The sequence below is a fragment of the Allobosea sp. WAO genome, from assembly GCF_001509835.1.
Classification (GTDB): domain Bacteria; phylum Pseudomonadota; class Alphaproteobacteria; order Rhizobiales; family Beijerinckiaceae; genus Allobosea.
The window spans coordinates 283,382-302,355 of sequence record NZ_JXTJ01000012.1 but is presented as its reverse complement, the minus strand read 5'-3'; the positions used below and the strand labels follow the sequence as shown (position 1 = coordinate 302,355).

The window sequence follows — 18,974 nt, the reverse complement described above, 5'->3', positions numbered from 1 at the left end:
GCGTCGGCGCCGTCGCGCCGCGATCCTACACCCGGAGCAGCCATTTGCGGGAAGTGCATGCCGCCGCACCCCGCTTTTCTCCCACGGAAAGCAGCTGCTTTACGCGGCGTTAACCATAAATCACGCCAATAGCTGGACGAACCGCGGTCCAGGATGGCTGCACTTAGGCCCGTAACATCATTGCCGGAGCCCCCGCCCCGGCCATCGACCGAGGCTGCGCGGAGCGACGCCCGAACACCATGCTGATCGTCTGCCCCTCCTGCGCCAGCCGCTACGAACTCGACGAGGCCAAGATCGGCCCGGCCGGGCGCAAGGTCCGCTGTGCCTCCTGCCAAACCGCCTGGCAGGTCGAGGCGCCCGCCACCGCTACGCCGATCGTAGAGCCGAAGCCGGACGAGCCGCAGACCGTCATTGACGAGATCGCGGAGCAGGAATTCCCGAGCGCTCCGAGCGAGGACGAGACCAACGCCCTGCTGGCGGAGGAACTGCGCGGCGCCGCCGAGATCGAGGAAAGCGTCTCGGCCCTCGCCGCCGAGCGCACCGATACCGTAGCGACGACGCCGGCCAAGCCGCGCAGGCAGGCCAAGCCACAAAAGCAGGCGCGCGCGAAAGGCTGGATGGCGGCAATCAGATCGCCATCACGCCTGCCGGTCAGTACCCCCGCCGCAATCGTGCTAGCCGGCCTCGGCCTGCTCAGCCTCGCGCTCTGGCAACGCAATGCGGTGGTCCGCACTGTCCCGCAATTCGCTGGCCTCTACGAAACGCTCGGCCTGCCGGTCAATCTGCGTGGGCTTGTCTTCAGCGCCGTCGAAAGCGAACTCGTCCAGGATGCGCAGGGCCGCTTCCTGGTGGTCGAGGGCGACGTGACGAATATCGCCCGGACCAAGACGAAGCTGCCGCCGATCACGGTCGCGGTGAAGGACGAGGCCGGGCAGGTGCTCTACACTTGGACGGCCGAGCCGCCCCGGCCAGTGATCGAGCCGGCCGAGCTGGTGCGCTTCCGGGCGCGACTGGCGGCGCCGCCGGAGAACGGCCGCTCCGTCCAGGTCCGTTTCGGCGCGGCTGCACAGGCCACGCTCGCCAACGCGAACTGATTCCCCCATAGCACTACGGCGACGGTCTTCAATTGTCCGCCCGCCGGGGTTATCGATAGAGCCAGTTTCAGCCGCGATCATGGGGCGGCGCTAACGGGCGCCGGAGCCCGGAAGGAATGCCAGACGATGCCCCAATCCCAGCGTATCCGGGTTCTCTACGACGAAGCCGCCATCGCCGCCCGTAATGCCGAGATGGCTGCGGAGATCGCCGCCGATTCGCCGCCTGACCTCCTGGTCGTCGCCGTGCTCAAGGGCAGCTTCATGTTCGTGGCCGATCTGATCCGGGCCATGCACCGCGCCGGCATGGCGCCGCAGGTCGAGTTCGTCCATCTCTCGAGCTATCGCGCCGCCACCATCTCCTCCGGCCAGGTCGAGATCCTGCGTGACGTCCAGAGCGATGTCCGCGGCCGGCAGGTCCTGCTGGTCGACGACATTCTCGAATCCGGCCGCACCCTCGCCTTCGCCAAGGATCTGCTGGCGGCGCGCGGCGCAGCCAAGGTCTCGAGCGCGGTCCTGCTTGAGAAGCCGGCCAAGCGCGCGGTCAACATCGAGGCCGAATATGTGGGCTTCGAGTGCCCCGACTACTTCGTCGTCGGCTACGGCATGGACGTCGCCCATTCCTATCGCCAGCTCCCCTATGTCGGCGTGATCGAGACCGCCGACCAGGCCGGCCTGCCGGGAATCTGAGCGATGTCCCGCATTCTGGTGGTCGATGACGAGGAAACCCTGCGCGTGCTCGTGGCGCGCGGCCTCGCCATGGACGGGCATGATTGCATGATGGCGGGCGACGGCGCCGAGGCGCTGGAGGTCCTGATGGCCGAGAAGGGCCGCTTCGACCTGCTGCTCACCGATATCCGCATGCCGCTGATGGACGGCATCGCGCTCGCCCTCGCCGCAAAGCGCGAGTTTCCCGACCTCACCATCATGCTGATGACCGGCTATGCCGAGCAGCGCGAGCGCGCCAAGAGCCTGGAGACCATCGTCGCCGAGGTGATGGCCAAGCCCTTCACCATCGCCGAGTTGCGCGAGACCGTGATGAGGGTGATCGAACGCTCGATCGGTTGAAGCCGCCCTGCGCCCTCAGCGGTTCAGCCACCAGATCGAGAGGTTGAGCACCGCGGCGAATGAGACCCAGGCGAGATAGGGCGCGAGTAGCCAGGCCGCGAAACGGTCCGGCAGGGCCGCGAAGCTCCTGATCGTCCAGATGATCGCGGCGATCAGCAGAGCGATGACGACGAGCCCGCCGGCCGGGCTGTTCAGCCCGAAGAAGACGCAGGACCACGCGAGGTTGAGAGCGAGCTGGACGTGATAGGCCAGCAGCGCCCGGCCGCGGCCGCTGGTGTCGGACGGACGGCGCAGCACGCGGAAGGCGGCAAGGCCCATCAGCGCGAACAGCACCGTCCAGACCGGAGCGAACAGCCAGTTCGGTGGATTGAAGGGCGGCTTGGCGAGCCCGGCATACCAGCCCGGGATCTGCGGCACGGTGGCCGCGCTGCCGATCAGGGAGGCGGCCACCACGGGCAGGATGGCGATGAGAAGGGCCAGCCACACCGCCATCTGGCGATCGGCGCTATCGGTCTGTGTGCTCATGCGGCAAGGATGGGGTGTCCCTGCGCTCCTCGCAAGACGAACCTATTGCACCGCAGCAAAGACAATGAGATGAATCGTCTCACATAGTGGAAATCGGATCGCACATGACCAAGCGCCCGCTGCATCCCCGTTCGCTCGCCGCCCAGGCCATGGGCAAGATCGACCCGCTGACCAAGGGGGTCGTGCCGCCGATCCACGTCTCCACCACCTATATCCGCGACGAGGACAACGCCTACTCCTCGGGCTTCATCTATGGCCGGCCGGACAATGAGACAGTGCACGAGGCGCAGGCCGTGCTCGCCATGCTCGAAGAGGCGAAGGCCGGCGCCCTGCTGTTCGGCTCCGGCATGGCGGCCGCGACGGCGGTGTTCCAGGCTCTCTCGCCGGGCGACCATGTCGTCGCCTCCAAGGTGATGTACTGGGCGCTGCGGGCCTGGCTCCTGACCGAGGCGACGCGGTGGGGACTGAAGATCGAGTTCGTCGAGACCGATGACCTCGCCGCGCTGAAGGCCGCGGTGAAGCCCGGAATCACCAAGCTCGTCTGGGCCGAGACGCCGTCGAACCCGCTCTGGACCATCACCGACATCGCCGCCGCCGCCGAGATCGCCCATGCGGCCGGCGCCAGGCTCGCGGTCGATTCGACCTGCGCCTCGCCGGTCCATACCCGGCCGCTGACCCTCGGCGCCGACATCGTCATGCATGCCGCGACCAAGGTGCTGAACGGCCATTCCGACGTCGTCGCCGGCGCACTCTGCGCCCGCGAGGACGACGAATTCTGGGCCCGGATCAAGACCGTGCGCAAGGGACAGGGCGGCATCCTCGGCCCGTTCGAGGCCTATCTGCTGATGCGCGGCATGCGCACGCTCCATGTCAGGCAGGAGCGCCAGTCGGCCTCGGCCATGGCGCTGGCCCAGAAGCTTTCGGCCCATCCGCTGGTTTCGCGCGTGCTCTATCCCGGCCTGCCCCAGCATCCCGGCCATGATATCGCAGCGCGCCAGATGCAGGGCGGCTTCGGCTACATGCTCTCGATCCAGGTCAGCGGCGGCGAGCGGGCGGCGGTCAAGGCAGCGGCTCATGTCGAACTTTACAAGCGCGCCACTTCGCTCGGCGGCGTCGAGAGCCTGATCGAGCATCGCGCCTCGATCGAGGGCGCCGGCTCGCCCTGCCCGCCCGATCTGCTGCGCCTGTCGACTGGTATCGAGGATTTCGATGACCTCTACGCCGATCTCGACCAGGCACTGAAGGCCGGCCACGGCTGAGTAGTGAGGCTAGAGCATCGGCTTTCCCAAATCCGATGCTCTAGCCAACCTTGAGGCGGACCAGGTCGACAGCATCGCTCCGCCCTTCCGGCGACCAGCTTTGGGCCAGGAGCTCCGTATCGTCCGCACTGACCGCGACCCGGTCCCGGCCGTTCCGCTTGGCTGCATAGAGCGCCTTGTCGGCGTCGTGCACGAGCCTGTCGAAATCGATGACGCTGTCCTCGGACCAAGCGATGCCGGCACTCACCGTGCTCGCAAACGAGCCGCCGTTTCCGCTGAAATGACGCTTGGCGAGGCGCCGGCGCACGCCCTCGGCGAGCTTTGCCGCTGTGACCAGCGAGGCTCCCGGCAACAGCAGCGCGAACTCCTCGCCGCCGAGCCGTGCGGCAGCCCCCTTCGACCGGCAAGCCAGCATCAGGATCTTCCCGAAGCTTCGCAGCACCTCGTCGCCTGCCAGATGACCATGGACGTCATTGGTCGTCTTGAAGTGGTCCATGTCGAAGATGATGAGCGCGGCGGGGCCTTTGATTACTTCGATACGGCCAAGCAGCGCCCGTCGGTTGAGCAGGCCGGTCAGCGGATCGATCTCGGCATCGCGCTTGTGGCCGCGCGCCAGCCGCGCCTGGTTGAGCGCCAGGGAAAGTGCGCCGATACCGGAAAGGGTGAGCAGGCAGACGACGATGTTGAGATCTTCGGCCCAGTTCGACGGAGCCTGCGACAGGCGCCATTCGCCATCCAGCAGCAGCAGGACGGCACAGGGGACGAATGAGAGCCCGGTCAGGGCGTAAAGAACCGTTAGCAGCGGGATGGCAAACCGTGCTTCCGAGCGCCCGAGCCAATAGTCCCAGGCCGTGATCAGAAGGATGATCGTCGCTGCCAGATTGAGCATGACGATGGCGGCGCCATTGTAGCCCGCCAGCATCGGGACGGCCATGGCAATGGACGATGCGACCGCCATCACGGCCATGCTGCGCCAGGGCAGAACCCCGGTGCGGAACTCACGGCCGGCGCCGAACACGAAGGCGAGGCCGGTCAGCAGGATCGTGTATCCGGCCGCGCCTATAGCTGGCGACATGGTCTGGACGTACCAGCTGTAGATCAGCACGCCGAGCGCCATGAACGCCACGCCGAAAGTCCAGGCGATCAGGAATCGTTCCGTCCTGGAGGCCAGCCAGCTGACGAAAAAGGTGACCGCCAATCCGCAACCGGAAAGAGCAAAGGCCGTCAGCAGCGAATGGTAATCCAGCGGCAAGGCATACTCTGCGGCGGTTGGCGAGCGGCCCGCCGGTTATGGCCGCCTGCCGTTGCGAAAGCTTTAAGCCGATCGCGTGGATTCCGACCTATCGCGGCCGGGCTTGATCCCGATAGATCAGGCGCTGGGCTTTCCGGCTTGGACTAGCCCCAGATGCCCTTCGCCGTCGCCAGCAATTGCCGGCGGTCAGCAAGGCCGTTGCCGCCGCCATTGATCAGCTGCGTGACACGGGCCGCGTCGTCGCGGTCGGCAGGAGCATTAAGGTTGCGGTCGCGCCAATAGGCGAACGCGATCTGGATCGAGATGCGCGGGTCGAGCGCGAGCTCCGGCCGGCCCTCGAGATCGACATTGAGCATCCGGCCATAGCGCCGGTAATTGGCCCGGCCGGTGAGCTGGAAGACGCCGCGGCCATGATAGCGCTCCCCGTCGCCGGGCTCGGTGTTGCCGAGATCGGCACGCCCCTCATAGCGCGCGAACTGCGCCAGCCCGCCCTGCTCCTCCAAGGTCCGGAAACGGTCGGTCTCATGCGCCGCCTGGGCGAGGAAATGGCAGACCCGGAGCCGCGTCGTCACGTCGGCCTGAACGGCGAGCCGCTCGAAATGCAGGGCGATGTTCGCCATGATCTCGGCCTTGCCGACCGGCGCGAGCCGGGCAAGACGCGCCACGGTCACGGCGAGATCAGGCTCGGCGACCGGCACGTCCTGGGCCGGAGCCTCTTCGGCCGGCACCGGCGCTGCGGGCTTCTTGCGGCTTCGCGATCCCTTCGTCGACATGACGGCGCTCCCATGGCTGCTGGCATCATGCACCGGTTTTCCAGGACGGGGATAACGCCGCCGGATATCCCGTCGGCCGGTCAGTCGCGCCGTTGGAGCAGGAGACTCGTCGTCATTCTCGGATGAAGCGATGCGTAGACCCGAGAAACGCCTGACGCGGGGGCGCCAACCTACGCCTCCTCCGGCCCGCGATGCTCGGGGCAAGCCCGAGCGTGACGCGCGGCGAGGCGCTCAATTCCGCCGCAGCAGGCGCTCGAGATAGTCGAGCTCCTCCAGCGGCCGCGAGGGATCGCCGAGGCGGCGGCGCAGCTCTTCAAGGATGCGCCGCGCCCGCTGCGTCGCGCTCTCGTCGGCGCCCGGCACGCGGACCCGGCCATCGGCCCAGTCACGCTGGCGCTGCGGCCGGCCGAGCGGATCATCGCGGGTGCGCTGCTGAGCCGAAGGCCGTCCCGCCGGGCGCCCGTCGGGCTCGCCATAGGCGTTCTCATTGCCCTCGCCCTCGCCGGGCTGGCCCTGCATCTGCTGGGCGAGGTTCTGGCCGCCCTTGCGCAGTGCGTCGAGCGCCCGTCCCTGCGAGTCGACGGCCTCGCCCTCCTGGCCCTGACCGAGCTGCCCCTCGGCGTCGCGCATCGCATCCTCGGCCTCGCCGAGCTCACCCGGATCGGCGCCCATGCCGCGCATGCGCCGCTGCAGCTCCTGCAGGCGCTCGCGCAAAGCCTGCTGGCGCTGCGACAGGCCCTGCCCCTGGCCCTGGCCGCCCTCGGCGTTCTGGCCGTCCTCGCCCTCGCCATCCTCGCCCTGTTCGCCTGGCTGCTGCCCCGGCTGCTGGCCGCGCTGCCCGCGCTGGCCCTGCTGCCCCTGCTGGCGCTGGCCCTGCTGGCCGGGGCGAGCCTGCTGCTGGCCCGGCCGCTGGCCGCGCTGCGCCCGGTTCTGGCGCTGCTGCTCCTGCTGATAGGTCTCATCGCGCAATTGCTGCTGCTCGCGCGTCATCCGGTCGAGATCGCCGAGCGCCTGGTTCATCTCGCGCTGGCGCTGGTCCTGCTGGCCGGGCCGCGCCGTCTTGAGGTTGTTCAGGAGGTTGTTGAGCTCCTCCATCAGCCGCTGCGCCTCGGCCATGTCGCCGCGCTTCGACAATTCCTCGATCCGGTCGAGCATGTTCTGCAGGTCGCGCGGCGTCACCGTGCGGAAGTTCTCCGGCAGCTGCGCCTGGTTCTGCTCGCCATTCTGCTGCTGGCGCTGCATCTGCTGGGCGAGCTCGCGCATATAGCGATCCATCGCCCGGCGCATTTCCTCGGTGAGCTTGCGGATCTCCTCCTCCGACGCGCCGCGCTCAAGTGCCTGCTGCAGGTTCTCCTGTGCGGCGCGCAGCGCCTTCTCGGCATCGGAGAGATCGCCGTCCTCGAGCTGCAAGGCGAGGCCCCACATCAGATCGGCGGTCTCGCGCAACTGGTCGTCGCTGGTCGCGCGGCGCAGGCGCTCGCCGATCATCCGCATGGCGAGATAGACCCCGGTCTCCTTCATGAAGCGCTCGGGCTCGATCATCAGCGCGTCCATGGCGAGCTGCACGCGCTTGCGCGTCTCGACATTCATCACCAGCCGGCGGCGCTCCTCGACCAGAGCCTTGGCCAGCGGCTTGGTGAAGACGCGCTGCGGCAGCACCACTTCGAGAGTCTCGCTGCGCCCCTCCTGACCGGCCTCGTCGCGCGCCAGCAGGCTCATATTGACCTTGGCGCCGGCCCAGGGATGGGCCGAGAAATCGACCGTGCTCTTCATCTCCTCCTCGCCGGATGCGGAGGACGGCGGCGGCAAGGTCTGCTTCGGCGCCTCGACCAGCGAGCGGCCAGCGGTCAGCGGCCCGGCCCGCGAGACGACCACCTCGACGGCGGAGACGCCGTAATCATCCTTCGCGCGGTAGCTGATCCCGAGGCCGCCCTGCACGCCGCTCACCGGCTTGGGCGGCTCGATGAAGGCAATCTCGGGCTTGGCGTCGATGACCGCGTGCAGGCTCAGCGTCTGCTCCGGCGCGCCGCTGCCTGTGATGCGCAGCGTGCCGTCACCGGTGAGGAGATAGCGCTTCTCGGTCACCGCGACGGAAGGCTCGGTCGGCCTCGCAACCCCACCTGGGCCAGTGCCCGTCGGCGCCGCCTTCTCGTCGATGGGCAGCGCATCGAGCCGGCCAGTGGTGGCGACGTCCATGGCACTGCGACCGGCGATGCGCACGACCACGGTCGACTTCTCGGGAACGTTGAAGCGCGGGCTGGCTAGCCTGGAGAAGTCGATCAGGATCGGCGGCAGGCGCGTATAGGCCGGCGGGTCGATCCAGGCGTCGATCCGCACCGGCGCTGTCGCCGCGGCCGGGCCACGCCAGTCCAAGGCGGCCGAAAGCCGGGGCCAGACCTCATGCCCGGCGACGAAGAAGCCGGTGACCGCGGCGAGCAGCGGCACGGCGCGCAGGGCAAGCCGGTCACGACCGGCCATCAGCGGCCGCGGCGCGCTCACCTTCAGTGCCGCGACATGCTCGCTCTGACGCTGCAGGTGCAGCTTCCACAGCGCCTGCGAAACTGGATCCCGCCCACCGACAGCAAGGCTGTCCTCGAGCGCCGTCGCCGGGCGATGGGCGCCCGCCATCGAGCGGTCGAGCCGCGCCAGCGCCTCGCGGCGACTCGGCCAACGGTCGCGAATGATCGGCCAGAAGCTCGCGACGAAGGCGGCGGCGAACAGCAACGCGCCGCCGGCCCGCCCCCACCAGGGCAGATGCAGCCAGAGGCCGAACCAGGAGACTGCGAGGAAGAGCAGGGCGACGGAAATCGGCGCCCAGAGCCGCGGCCAGAGCCGCTCCCAGGCCAGTGACAACCGCGAACCGGCCGCGAGGCGTTCGAGCCTCCGGCGGATCAACGCGACCGGGTCGAGCGCCGTGCGGCGCGGCTTATCATCCATTCCGATGCTCCGAGCCGCGCCTCGCGGCCCAATGCCTCTCACATGCAAGATGCTTCTCACATGAAAGCAAGGCTAGCACGGGAATGTGGCGTGACCAGCGCCGAAGCGCGGCATCCCACAGGCGCTCCGGGAATCGTGAAGCCGCGTCAGGACAGCCAGGGCGGGGACCGATCTGTTCCGATCAGCTCCTCATAGCTCTGCCGAGGCCGCGTCACCGCGAACTGATCGCCCTTCACCAGGACCTCGGCAACCAGCAGCCGCTGGTTATAGGTCGAGGACATGCTGGCGCCGTAGGCGCCGGCGGTCATGAAGGCGATCAGGTCGCCGGGCTTCTGCTGCGGCAGCTCGCGCCCGGTGGTGAAGGTGTCGCCTGATTCGCAGATCGGCCCGACCACGTCATAGGCGATCGTGGCTGTGCCCGGCGCCGGCTCTGCGACCGGCCAGATCTCGTGATAGGCCTCGTACATGGCCGGCCGCATCAGATCGTTCATCGCCGCGTCGACGATGAGGAACTGCTTGCTCGGCCGCGGATTGAGGTGCAGCACCCGCGTCAGCAGGATGCCGGCATTACCGACGATCAGCCGCCCCGGCTCGAAGCCAAGCTCGACATCGAGCCCCGCCGTCAGCTTGCCGACCATGGCGGCATAGGCCTCGATCAGCCCAGGACCATGGTCGAAATCCCGCGGGACTTCATAGGGAATGCCGAGCCCGCCGCCGAGATCGAGCCGGTCGACGCGGTGTCCCTCGGCGCGCAGCGCCAGCACAAGATCGCGCATCTTGGCATAGGCCGCCTCGAAGGCTCCGGTCTCGCGGATCTGGCTGCCGATATGCACGGCAAGGCCCATAATCCTGACGCCAGACATGTTCGCGGCGCGGGCGTATAGCCGGTGCACCTCCTCGAAGGAGACGCCGAACTTATTCGCCGAGGAGCCCGTCGTGATCTTGGCATGGCCGCCCGCCCCGATATCGGGATTGACGCGGAACACCGCCTCCTGGCGTCGGCCGAGCCGCTCGCCGACGCGCGACAAGAGGTCGAGCTCGCCTTCGGTCTCGATATTGACCTGGTAAATTCCGGCCTGGGCAGCGAAGGCAAGCTCGCTCTCGCTCTTGCCGACGCCGGAGAAGACGATGCGCTCGGGCGGGAAGCCCGCGGCGAGCGCCTTGCGGATCTCGCCCTCGGAAACCGTGTCCGCACCGGCGCCGAGCGCAGCGAGCGTCTTCAGCACGCCGAGATTGCTGTTCGCCTTCATCGCATAGAAGACATGCGACTTCCGACCGGGCGTGATCGACGCCATCGCCTGCTCGTAGAGCCGGTAATGCCGCTCGATCGTCGCCGAGGAATAGACGTAGACGGGAGTTCCGACCTTCTCCGCGATCTCGCGCAGGTCGACATCCTCGGCGAAGAGCGCGCCGTCGCGATAAGCGAAATGATGCATCGTCGGCTCAGAGCAGCGGATCGAGAATGAAGGGAGATTCCGGAATCGTGATCGCCTTGTTCGTCTTCGCCGGCTTGCCGAGCGGCGAAGCGTCCATCGCGGTCGGCGGCGTGTTCTCGACGGCGCCGATCTGGTTGTCCGGCAGGGCGATGGCGTTCTTGGCGTTCGGAGGCGCCTCGAGCGGGCCCTTGCGGCCGCAGGCGGCAAGCGCGAGTCCGAGCAGGCCGGCCAGCAGAACGGCGCGGCCGAGTTTCAGGCGGGAATGCGGCACGAAAGGAAATCCTCGGACGGTGTTCAGTCGGTAGTGTAGCGAATGGCGCCGCGGCTTGCGAGGCTCACCGGGCGTCATTCTCGGGCACAGCGGCGCGCCTGCCCGAGAATCCCCTTCAAGCGCTGCTCGGGTCAAGCCCGGGCAGGACGGGCCGCGTCCTTTGTCAGCTGCTTCAGCCAGCGCTTGGCCTGGCGCTTCACATTGGCGGGAGCTGTGCCGCCATAGCTCACCCGGCTCTTCACCGATTGCTCGACGCCCAGCACAGCGAAGACCGCCTCGGTGATCGTCGGCTCGACCTCCTGCATCTCGGCGAGCGAGAGCTTCTCCAGACCGACACCCTTGGCCGAGGCGATGCCGACGAGGCGCCCGGTGACGTGATGCGCGTCGCGGAACGGCATCTTCAGGACCCGCACGAGCCAGTCGGCGAGGTCGGTTGCCGTAGCGTAGCCGAGGCCGGCCGCCTTCTTCATCACCTTGAGGTCGGGCTGCATGTCGCGGACCATGCCGGCCGTCGCGGCAAGGCAGAGCGACAGGGTCTGCACCGCGTCGAACGTGCCTTCCTTGTCCTCCTGCATGTCCTTCGAATAGGTCAGCGGCAGGCCCTTCATCATGGTCAGCAGGGCCTGGAGCGAGCCGAAAATGCGCCCCGCCTTGCCGCGCACCAGCTCGGCCGCGTCCGGATTGCGCTTCTGCGGCATGATCGAGGAGCCGGTCGAGAACTTGTCGGAGAGCTTGACGAAGCCGAATTGCGGCGTCGCCCAGAGCACGATCTCCTCGGCGAAGCGCGACAGGTGCATCGCGCAGATCGAGGCAGCCGACAGAGTTTCCAGCACGAAGTCGCGGTCCGAGACCGAATCCAGCGAATTCGCGGTCGGGCGCGCGAAGCCGAGCGCCTCTGCCGTCATGTGCCGGTCGATTGGGAAGGAAGTGCCGGCGAGCGCGGCGGCGCCGAGCGGGCATTCGTTCATCCGCTCGCGGGCGTCCCTGAGCCGGCTGCGATCGCGGGCCAGCATCTCGACATAGGCGAGCAGATGGTGGCCGAAGGTCACGGGCTGCGCCGATTGCAGATGGGTGAAGCCCGGCATCACAGCCCCCGCATAGGCCTCGGCCTTTTCGGCGAGCGCCAGCTGCAGGTCGGCGACCTGGTCGTCGAGCTGGTCGAGCGCGTCGCGCACCCAAAGGCGCATATCGGTCGCGACCTGATCGTTGCGCGAGCGGGCGGTGTGCAGGCGCCCGGCGGCGAGGCCGATCTGCTCGCGCAGATTGCCCTCGATGTTCATGTGGATGTCCTCGAGCGCACGCGAGAACGTGAAGCGGCCGGTCTCGATCTCGGCCTCGATGCCCTTGAGTCCCTTGCTGATGACGTCCACGTCGTCCTGCGTCAGGATTCCGGTCGCGGCCAGCATGGCTGCATGCGCGAGCGAGCCCCTGATGTCCTGACGCCAGAGGCGCTGGTCGAAATCGATGGAGGCGTTGATCTCCTCCATGATGGCGTCTGGACCTGTGGCGAAACGCCCACCCCACATGCGGTTGCTCACGGCGATCTTTCCTGCTCTTGAGGACGCACGATGACGTCTCGTACGAAAATGGCGGTGGCCCTCGGCGCGCTGGTTCTTGTCGCGCTCGGCGGCGTGGCCGCCTTCTACTCCGGGCAGGGCGGAGCCGGCAATTCCACTTGCAGCGCTGCGACGACGAAGCTCGCGCAGCTGCGGCCGCTGGTGAAGGGCGAGATCGCCGGCATTCAGGTGCCGCAACGGTCGGCGCCCGTGCCGGACCTCGCCTTCAACGGCCCCGACGGCAAACCGACGAGCCTCTCGGCCATGCGCGGACGCACCGTGCTGGTCAATCTCTGGGCGACCTGGTGCCCGCCCTGCCTGCTCGAGATGCCGGCGCTGGCCAAGCTCCAGAAGACGCTCGGCGGCCCGGATTTCGAGGTCGTCACCGTCAACATCGACACACGTCATCTCGACAAGCCGAAGGACTGGCTGGCGAAGAAGGACATTGTCGGCCTCGCCTATTACGCCGATCCCGAAGCCAAGGTCTTCCAGGACCTGCGCGCCGCCAAGAAGGCGGAGGGCATGCCGGTGAGCCTGCTGGTCGACAAAGAAGGTTGCGAGCTCGCGACGCTCCAGGGCCCGGCCGAATGGGCCGGCGCGGACGCCCTCGCCCTGATCCGGGCCGCGATCGGCCGCTGATCCCGCTCGGCCGGAACCCGGCCAAACATTGCCTCTGCCGGTCGGGTGTTCCATAAACCGACAGGCATGACCTACACGATCGGCCTCGCGACCACCTTTCACGACCCCGCCATCGCCATTGTCGGCCCCGATGGCGAGGTTGTCTTCGCGGAAGCTGCCGAGCGCTATCTTCAGTACAAGCGGGCACCGAATTGCGAGCCGGACACAACGGCGCGGATGGAAGCCCTACTCCGGCGCTACATTCCGCGCGGCGCCGAGATCAGGCTCGCAACCAGCTGGGGCGCCGAGTTCACCGAGTTCCTGGCACAGATGAGCCGCAGCGGCGCCTTCACGCTCGATGCTCTGCTGAAGCTCTCGCCCGAATTCAATCGCTCCATGGTGCAGGAGCGCACCGAGCGGGCCTTCATCGCCTCTCTGCATTTCGGCCAGCAGCGGGCCGGTCTCGGTACGCTGATCGGGCTCGACCGCGCCTTCGGCGAGGCCAGGATCACCGGCCTCTCGCGCTATGGCCACCATCTCAGCCATGCTGCCTATGCCTGCTGGTCCTCGCCCTTCCGCGACGCCGCCTGTCTCGTGGTCGACGGCATGGGCGAAACCGGTGCTTCGGCCATCTTCGCGCTGAAGGATGGTGAGATCACCGAGCTCCGGCGCCATAGCGGGCGCGCCTCGATCGGCTTCTATTTCGGCTTCGTCACCGACCTCGCCGGCTTCGACCAGGCCAAGGGCGAGGAATGGAAGATCATGGGGCTCGCCCCCTATGGCCGGCAGAATCCCGAACTCCTCGCCTTGCTGCGCCGGCTCTACCGGATCGACGGCACGAAACTCTCCTTCGCCGATGCCGAGACGGTCCGGCAGGTCGGCGCCGAGATTCTCGCCCGCCGCCCGGAAGACGCGCTCGACCAGGGCTGGGCCGACCTTGCCCGCTGCGGCCAGGACGTATTCGCCGAGATGATGGCGGCTCTGCTGACCGAGACCGCGGCGCTCTGCCCTTCCGAGAACCTCGTCCTCGCCGGCGGCTGCGCGCTGAATTCCTCCTTTAACGGCAAGATCTGCAACGACAAGATCGCCGGCCGCCACGGCTTCGCCCGCGTCCACGTGCCCTCGGCCCCCGCCGATGACGGCAATGCGCTCGGCGCCGCCTGGCTCGCCTATGCCGAAGCCAACCCCGGCTGGCGCCCGCCGATGGGGCCGCTGAGCCCCTATCTCGGCTCGGCCGTTTCGACAGAGCCTCTGGAACGAATGGCCGCCTGGGAGCCGCGGCTGCGCAAGCTCCCGGCCGACGAAATCGCCGCCGCGACCGCAAGGCTGCTCGCCGAAGGTAAGCTCGTCGGCTGGGTCCAGGGTCGCGCCGAATTCGGGCCGCGCGCCCTCGGCAACCGCTCGATCCTCGCAGATCCCCGCCCGGCGAACGCCAAGGACCTGCTCAACGCCAAGGTCAAGTACCGCGAGGCCTTCCGGCCCTTCGCTCCCTCGATCCTCGCCGAGCATGGTCCGGACTGGTTTGAGGACTATCAGGACTCGCCCTATATGGAGCGCACCCTGAGCTGGAAGGAAGCCATGCGCGGGCGCGTCCCGGCTGTCGTCCACGAGGACGGCACCGGCCGGCTGCAGAGCGTCACGGCAGAGCGCAATCCGCGCTATCATGCGCTGATCTCGGCCTTCCACGAACTCACCGGCGTGCCGGTGATCCTCAACACCTCCTTCAACATCATGGGCAAGCCGATCCTGCATACCAGCGAGGATGCGATCCTGATGTTCTACACCTCGGGCCTCGACGCGCTCGTCGTCGACGACTGGCTCCTGGTGAAATGAACGCCCGCTTCGGCGGTGGGCACACGTCAGGACATGAAAAGGCGGCGCTCACGCGCCGCCTTGTCAGTTCCACGAAGTTGAAGGGCTCAGCTCGCCTGCTTGACGGCGATGCCCTTCTCTTCGAGCAGCGCCTGCAGCTCGCCGGCCTGGAACATTTCACGGGTGATGTCGCAGCCGCCGATGAACTCGCCCTTGACGTAGAGCTGCGGGATCGTCGGCCAGTTCGAATAGGCCTTGATGCCCTCGCGGATCTCCTGGTCCTCGAGCACGTTGACGCCCTTATAGGGCACGCCGAGATAGCCGAGGATCTGGGCGACCTGGCCCGAGAAGCCGCACATCGGGAACTGCGGCGTGCCCTTCATGAAGAGCACGACGTCGCTGGACTTCACCTCGGCGTCGATGCGGGCATTGATGTCGGTCATGTCCTGATCTCCTGGGGCGGGTTCAAGGCCCGCTGGATGCATTCGTTCTAATTCTGGGGAACCGCCGTCGTCAGCGCAAGGGCGTGCAGCACGCCGCCCATGCGGCCTTGCAGCGCGGCATAGACCATCTGGTGCTGCTGCACCCGGCTCTTACCCTTGAAGGCTACCGAGGTGACGGTCGCGGCGTAATGGTCGCCGTCGCCGGCGAGGTCCTTGATCTCGACGACGGCGTCGGGCAGCGCCGCCTTGATCATGCTCTCGATTTCATGGGCATCCATAGCCATGATTGATCTCCTCAGGCGGCCTTGCCGGCCATGTAGTCCGGCAGCCAGCTCTCATGGGTCTTGCGCAGGTCTGCGATCGAGACGGCGGCCTCGCCCGGCAGGGCAAGCGTGCTGCCACCGGTCTTGCCGATGATCTGCGCCGGGACGCCCGCAGCCTTCGCCTCGGCGACGACCGCCTCGGCAGCATCGGCCGACAAGGTCGCGAGATAGCGGCCCTGGTCCTCGCCGAAGAGTACGGCATGGGCCGGGCCAGCCGGCAGCGCCTCGATCCTGGCGCCGATGCCTTTCGCCATCGCCATCTCGGCAAGCGCGACCGCAAGACCGCCATCGGACAGATCGTGGCAGGCGCTGAGGCGACCGGCGGTGATCAGGGAACGCACGAACTCGCCATTGCGCCGCTCGACCGCGAGATCGACCGGCGGCGGAGCGCCCTCCTCGCGGCCGCAGATCGTCGCGAGATAGGCGCTCTGACCGAGCCAGCCCTTGGTCTCGCCGATCAGGACGATCGCCTCGCCCTCGGCCTTGAAGCCGACAGTCGCATGCTTGGTGACATCGGCGAGCACACCGACACCGCCAATGGTCGGGGTCGGCAGGATCGAGACGCCGTTGGTCTCGTTGTAGAGCGAGACGTTGCCGGAAACGACCGGGAAGTCGAGAGCGCGGCAGGCCTCGCCGATGCCCTTGATGCAGCCGACGAGCTGGCCCATCACCTCGGGCCGCTCCGGATTGCCGAAGTTCAGGTTGTCGGTCACGGCGAGCGGCAATGCCCCGACCGTGGTCAGGTTGCGCCAGGCTTCGGCGACGGCCTGCTTGCCACCCTCGAACGGGTCGGCCTCGCAATAACGCGGCGTCACGTCGGCAGTCATGGCAAGGCCCTTCGGCCCGTCCTCGATGCGCACGATACCGGCGTCGCCACCGGGCGTCACCGCCGAATTGCCGAGGATCAGCGTGTCGTACTGCTCCCAGATCCAGCGCTTCGACGAGAGATCCGGCGAGCCGACCAGCTTGAGCAGGGCTTCGGCATTCGACATCGGCTGGACCACGCTCGCCGCCTCGACCACCGGCCGCTTCGGCGTCTCGACCCAGGGCCGATCGTATTCGGGAGCCTCGTCGCCGAGTTCCTTGATCGGCAAATCGGCCATCGTCTCGCCCTGGTGCTTGACGACGAAGCGCAGCGTGTCGGTGGTCTTGCCGACGACCGCGAAATCGAGGCCCCATTTGCGGAAGATCGCCTCGGCCGGTTCCTCATGGCCCGGCTTGATCACCATGAGCATGCGCTCCTGGCTCTCCGACAGCATCATCTCATAGGCGCTCATCCGCTCCTCGCGGCAGGGCACCGCGTCGAGATCGAGTTCGACGCCGAGATCGCCCTTGGCGCCCATCTCGACGGCCGAGCAGGTCAGGCCGGCCGCGCCCATGTCCTGGATCGCGTCGACATGGCCAGCGGCCATGATCTCGAGGCAGGCTTCGAGCAGCAGCTTCTCGGCGAAGGGGTCGCCGACCTGCACGGTCGGGCGCTTCTCCTCGGCGCCCTCGTCGAAGGCGGCCGAGGCCATGGTCGCGCCATGGATGCCGTCGCGGCCGGTCTTCGAGCCGAGATAGACGATCGCCTTACCGACGCCGGAGGCCTTGGCGTAGAAGATCTCGTCGGTGCGCGCGAGGCCGACCGCCATGGCGTTGACCAGGTTGTTGCCGTCATAGCGCCGGTGGAAGCCGGTCGAGCCACCGACATTCGGCACGCCGAAGGAATTGCCGTAGCCGCCGATGCCGGCGACGACGCCGGAGACGAGATGGCGGGTCTTCGGGTGCGAGGGGTCACCGAAGCGCAGCGCGTCGAGCACAGCGATCGGGCGCGCGCCCATGGTGAAGACGTCACGCAGGATGCCGCCCACGCCGGTGGTCGCGCCCTGATAGGGCTCGATGAAGGACGGGTGGTTGTGGCTCTCCATCTTGAAGACCACGGCGAGCCCGTCGCCGATATCGATCACGCCGGCGTTCTCGCCCGGACCCTGGATCACCCAGGGCGCCTTGGTCGGCAGCGTCTTCAGATGGATCTTCGACGACTTGTACGAGCAGTGCTCGTTCCACATCGCCGAGACGATGCCGAGCTCTGTGACCGTCGGCTCGCGCCCGATCAGATGCAGGAAGCGCTGGTACTCGTCGGGCTTGAGCCCGTGCTCGGCGACCAGCTGGGGAGTGATCTTGATGTCGTTGGGAATCACGCGGCCTGTTCCTGACGGACGGGGCGAGCGGAGCGCTCATTGAGGGCGGGGCATAGCCCGAAGCCGGCGGAGAAACAACTTTTCTGGGCCAGATTTCAGATGCTCAGTCCCGCCATCGCTGCACGCAGCCCTTCCGGGATCGCGACCGGCTTCTGCGCGGCGCGCTCGACATAGACATGGGTGAACAGACCCTGCGCCGCCGTCATATCGCCGCCTTCGCGGAAGATGCCGATGCGGTAGGTCACCGAGGAGCGGCCAAGCCTCTCGACCGCGAGCGCCCCCTCGACCGTCTCCGGGAAGGCGACGCTCTCGAAATAGTCGCAGCGCGTGCCGACCACGAGGCCGACGACCGAGCTCTCCTTCACGTCGAGGAAGCCCTGCTCGATCAGCCAGGCGTTCACCACCGTGTCGAACCAGTTGTAGTAGACGACATTGTTGACGTGGCCGAAAACGTCATTGTCGGCCCAGCGCGTCGGGATCGTGCGGAACAGCCGGAAATCGGCCCGCTTCAGTCGTACCGGCTTGTCGCTCATCCCGCTCCCCGCTCACGAACCCGGCTTTTCGCCGGTTCCCACTTCCGGCACGCCCAGCGCATCCGCCAACCGCGCCTTGGCCGAACCCGGGCGGAGCGGCTTCTGCTGGCTCTCATGCGGCGCCCAGCCCGAGAGCCAGACGATCTCGAAGGTCGCCCGGAGCCTGCCGTCCGCGTCGGAAAAGCGCTCGGCATAGAGTTCCGCGGCGCGCAGCAGCACGGCCCGCCGCAGGGGCTTGCGGCTGCGCTCGACCAGCGCGTTGGCCCAGCCCATGGCGCGCAGGTCACGCAGCAGGCCGAACAGGTCGCCATAGCGGACGGTGACGACCTCGCTGTCGACGACCGGCAGGGCGAAGCCTGCCCGCTGCAGGAGGCTGCCGAGATCGCGCAGGTCCGCGAAGGGAGCAACGCGCGGGCTCGCCCCGCCGCTGGCCTCGACCTCGGCTGCGAGCAGGACCTGCCGCAACTCGGTCAGGCTCTGCCCTGCGAGCAGGCAACCGATGAACAGCCCGTCCGGCCGAAGGCTGCGCCTGATCTGGAGCAGCGCCCCCGGCAGATCGTTGACCGCGTGCAATGCGAGCAGCGAGGCGGAAAGGTCGAGCGAACCAGCGGCGAAGGGCAGCGCCTCGAGATCGCCGACGAGATCGGCGGCTGTATCGGGAGCCTCCGCCAGCCGCAAAAGGCTCTCGGCCTTCTGCTGCAGGACCGGCGCCGCCAGCGGCAGGGCCGTGCCGAGATCGGCAGCGACCTCGAAGCGCCGCAGCACCGCCGAAAGCCGTTCGCCAAGATCGTCGGCGCAGCGCGCCAGCAGGAAATCGGGATAGCCGGCCGCGAGCGCCGTCGCGAGGCGGCGGCGATAGAGCGCGCGGTCGAAGACCAGAGAACTCACCCGCGC

Annotated in this window: 18 protein-coding genes; 6 read left to right on the top strand and 12 right to left on the bottom strand. The window is 67.8% G+C overall.

The features are described 5' to 3' along the window. Positions 1-239: 239 nt before the first annotated feature. The 3 genes from DK26_RS29775 to DK26_RS22960 all read left to right on the top strand — a co-directional run bounded on the left by DK26_RS29775 (position 240) and on the right by DK26_RS22960 (position 2,159). A complete protein-coding gene (locus tag DK26_RS29775) occupies positions 240-1,094 on the top strand; it encodes a DUF3426 domain-containing protein (protein ID WP_066477536.1) in 855 nt (284 codons plus the stop codon). 126 nt (positions 1,095-1,220) lie between these two features. Further along, the gene (gene hpt, locus DK26_RS22965; protein WP_066477535.1) at positions 1,221-1,781 is read left to right on the top strand and encodes a hypoxanthine phosphoribosyltransferase; all 561 of its coding nucleotides are present in this window, start codon (positions 1,221-1,223) and stop codon (positions 1,779-1,781) included. 3 nt (positions 1,782-1,784) lie between these two features. Beyond that, entirely contained in the window at positions 1,785-2,159 is a 375-nt protein-coding gene (locus DK26_RS22960) for a response regulator (RefSeq protein ID WP_066477534.1), read from the top strand. Positions 2,160-2,174: 15 nt separating this feature from the next. Here DK26_RS22960 and DK26_RS22955 read toward each other — a convergent pair whose 3' ends face one another. After that, complete coding sequence (locus tag DK26_RS22955) at positions 2,175-2,684, bottom strand: TspO/MBR family protein (protein ID WP_066477530.1); 510 nt, start codon at positions 2,682-2,684, stop codon at positions 2,175-2,177. A 104-nt stretch (positions 2,685-2,788) separates the two neighbouring features. Here DK26_RS22955 and DK26_RS22950 point away from each other — a divergent pair, with 104 nt between their 5' ends. Then, entirely contained in the window at positions 2,789-3,943 is a 1,155-nt protein-coding gene (locus DK26_RS22950) for an aminotransferase class V-fold PLP-dependent enzyme (protein WP_066477527.1), read from the top strand. Positions 3,944-3,983: 40 nt separating this feature from the next. Here DK26_RS22950 and DK26_RS22945 read toward each other — a convergent pair whose 3' ends face one another. The 6 genes from DK26_RS22945 to argH form a co-directional block, all read right to left on the bottom strand. Then, on the bottom strand, positions 3,984-5,195 hold the full coding sequence (locus tag DK26_RS22945) for a diguanylate cyclase (protein WP_066477525.1): 1,212 nt from the start codon (positions 5,193-5,195) through the stop codon (positions 3,984-3,986). Positions 5,196-5,338: 143 nt separating this feature from the next. Then, entirely contained in the window at positions 5,339-5,968 is a 630-nt protein-coding gene (locus tag DK26_RS22940; protein WP_157089791.1) for a glycoside hydrolase family 19 protein, read from the bottom strand. Between the two features lie 231 nt (positions 5,969-6,199). Next, entirely contained in the window at positions 6,200-8,905 is a 2,706-nt protein-coding gene (locus tag DK26_RS22935) for a TIGR02302 family protein (protein ID WP_066477516.1), read from the bottom strand. 146 nt (positions 8,906-9,051) lie between these two features. Beyond that, positions 9,052-10,341, bottom strand: coding sequence for a diaminopimelate decarboxylase (gene lysA / locus DK26_RS22930; RefSeq protein ID WP_066477514.1), 1,290 nt, complete (start codon positions 10,339-10,341; stop codon positions 9,052-9,054). A 7-nt stretch (positions 10,342-10,348) separates the two neighbouring features. Beyond that, positions 10,349-10,612, bottom strand: coding sequence for a lipoprotein (locus DK26_RS22925; RefSeq protein WP_066477510.1), 264 nt, complete (start codon positions 10,610-10,612; stop codon positions 10,349-10,351). A 131-nt stretch (positions 10,613-10,743) separates the two neighbouring features. Then, positions 10,744-12,150: an argininosuccinate lyase gene (argH, locus tag DK26_RS22920; RefSeq protein WP_066477499.1), complete on the bottom strand. Its 1,407-nt coding sequence runs from the start codon at positions 12,148-12,150 to the stop codon at positions 10,744-10,746. Between the two features lie 30 nt (positions 12,151-12,180). Here argH and DK26_RS22915 point away from each other — a divergent pair, with 30 nt between their 5' ends. Beyond that, the gene (locus DK26_RS22915; RefSeq protein WP_066477496.1) at positions 12,181-12,807 is read left to right on the top strand and encodes a TlpA disulfide reductase family protein; all 627 of its coding nucleotides are present in this window, start codon (positions 12,181-12,183) and stop codon (positions 12,805-12,807) included. 66 nt (positions 12,808-12,873) lie between these two features. Continuing rightward, positions 12,874-14,619 carry a carbamoyltransferase C-terminal domain-containing protein gene (locus tag DK26_RS22910; protein ID WP_066477493.1) on the top strand — a complete coding sequence of 582 codons (1,746 nt, stop codon included), beginning with the start codon at positions 12,874-12,876 and terminating at the stop codon, positions 14,617-14,619. A gap of 86 nt (positions 14,620-14,705) precedes the next feature. Here DK26_RS22910 and grxD read toward each other — a convergent pair whose 3' ends face one another. The 5 genes from grxD to DK26_RS22885 form a co-directional block, all read right to left on the bottom strand. After that, a complete protein-coding gene (grxD, locus tag DK26_RS22905) occupies positions 14,706-15,041 on the bottom strand; it encodes a Grx4 family monothiol glutaredoxin (protein ID WP_066477491.1) in 336 nt (111 codons plus the stop codon). Between the two features lie 47 nt (positions 15,042-15,088). After that, complete coding sequence (locus DK26_RS22900) at positions 15,089-15,325, bottom strand: BolA family transcriptional regulator (RefSeq protein ID WP_066477486.1); 237 nt, start codon at positions 15,323-15,325, stop codon at positions 15,089-15,091. An 11-nt stretch (positions 15,326-15,336) separates the two neighbouring features. After that, a complete protein-coding gene (gene purL / locus DK26_RS22895) occupies positions 15,337-17,547 on the bottom strand; it encodes a phosphoribosylformylglycinamidine synthase subunit PurL (protein ID WP_066477484.1) in 2,211 nt (736 codons plus the stop codon). A gap of 95 nt (positions 17,548-17,642) precedes the next feature. Further along, positions 17,643-18,080, bottom strand: coding sequence for a thioesterase family protein (locus DK26_RS22890; RefSeq protein WP_066477482.1), 438 nt, complete (start codon positions 18,078-18,080; stop codon positions 17,643-17,645). Positions 18,081-18,092: 12 nt separating this feature from the next. Continuing rightward, positions 18,093-18,968 (bottom strand): methyltransferase domain-containing protein, encoded by an 876-nt coding sequence (locus DK26_RS22885; RefSeq protein ID WP_066477479.1) that lies wholly within the window; start codon positions 18,966-18,968, stop codon positions 18,093-18,095. Positions 18,969-18,974 lie beyond the last annotated feature (6 nt).

Coding starts and splice junctions, on each gene's coding strand:
- grxD (WP_066477491.1), bottom strand. CDS start 15,041: ATGACCGACATCAATGCCCGCATCGACGCCGAGGTGAAGTCCAGCGAC.
- DK26_RS22960 (WP_066477534.1), top strand. CDS start 1,785: ATGTCCCGCATTCTGGTGGTCGATGACGAGGAAACCCTGCGCGTGCTC.
- lysA (WP_066477514.1), bottom strand. CDS start 10,341: ATGCATCATTTCGCTTATCGCGACGGCGCGCTCTTCGCCGAGGATGTC.
- DK26_RS22955 (WP_066477530.1), bottom strand. CDS start 2,684: ATGAGCACACAGACCGATAGCGCCGATCGCCAGATGGCGGTGTGGCTG.
- DK26_RS29775 (WP_066477536.1), top strand. CDS start 240: ATGCTGATCGTCTGCCCCTCCTGCGCCAGCCGCTACGAACTCGACGAG.
- DK26_RS22915 (WP_066477496.1), top strand. CDS start 12,181: ATGACGTCTCGTACGAAAATGGCGGTGGCCCTCGGCGCGCTGGTTCTT.
- DK26_RS22935 (WP_066477516.1), bottom strand. CDS start 8,905: ATGGATGATAAGCCGCGCCGCACGGCGCTCGACCCGGTCGCGTTGATC.
- hpt (WP_066477535.1), top strand. CDS start 1,221: ATGCCCCAATCCCAGCGTATCCGGGTTCTCTACGACGAAGCCGCCATC.
- DK26_RS22950 (WP_066477527.1), top strand. CDS start 2,789: ATGACCAAGCGCCCGCTGCATCCCCGTTCGCTCGCCGCCCAGGCCATG.
- DK26_RS22940 (WP_157089791.1), bottom strand. CDS start 5,968: ATGTCGACGAAGGGATCGCGAAGCCGCAAGAAGCCCGCAGCGCCGGTG.
- DK26_RS22910 (WP_066477493.1), top strand. CDS start 12,874: ATGACCTACACGATCGGCCTCGCGACCACCTTTCACGACCCCGCCATC.
- DK26_RS22900 (WP_066477486.1), bottom strand. CDS start 15,325: ATGGCTATGGATGCCCATGAAATCGAGAGCATGATCAAGGCGGCGCTG.
- DK26_RS22890 (WP_066477482.1), bottom strand. CDS start 18,080: ATGAGCGACAAGCCGGTACGACTGAAGCGGGCCGATTTCCGGCTGTTC.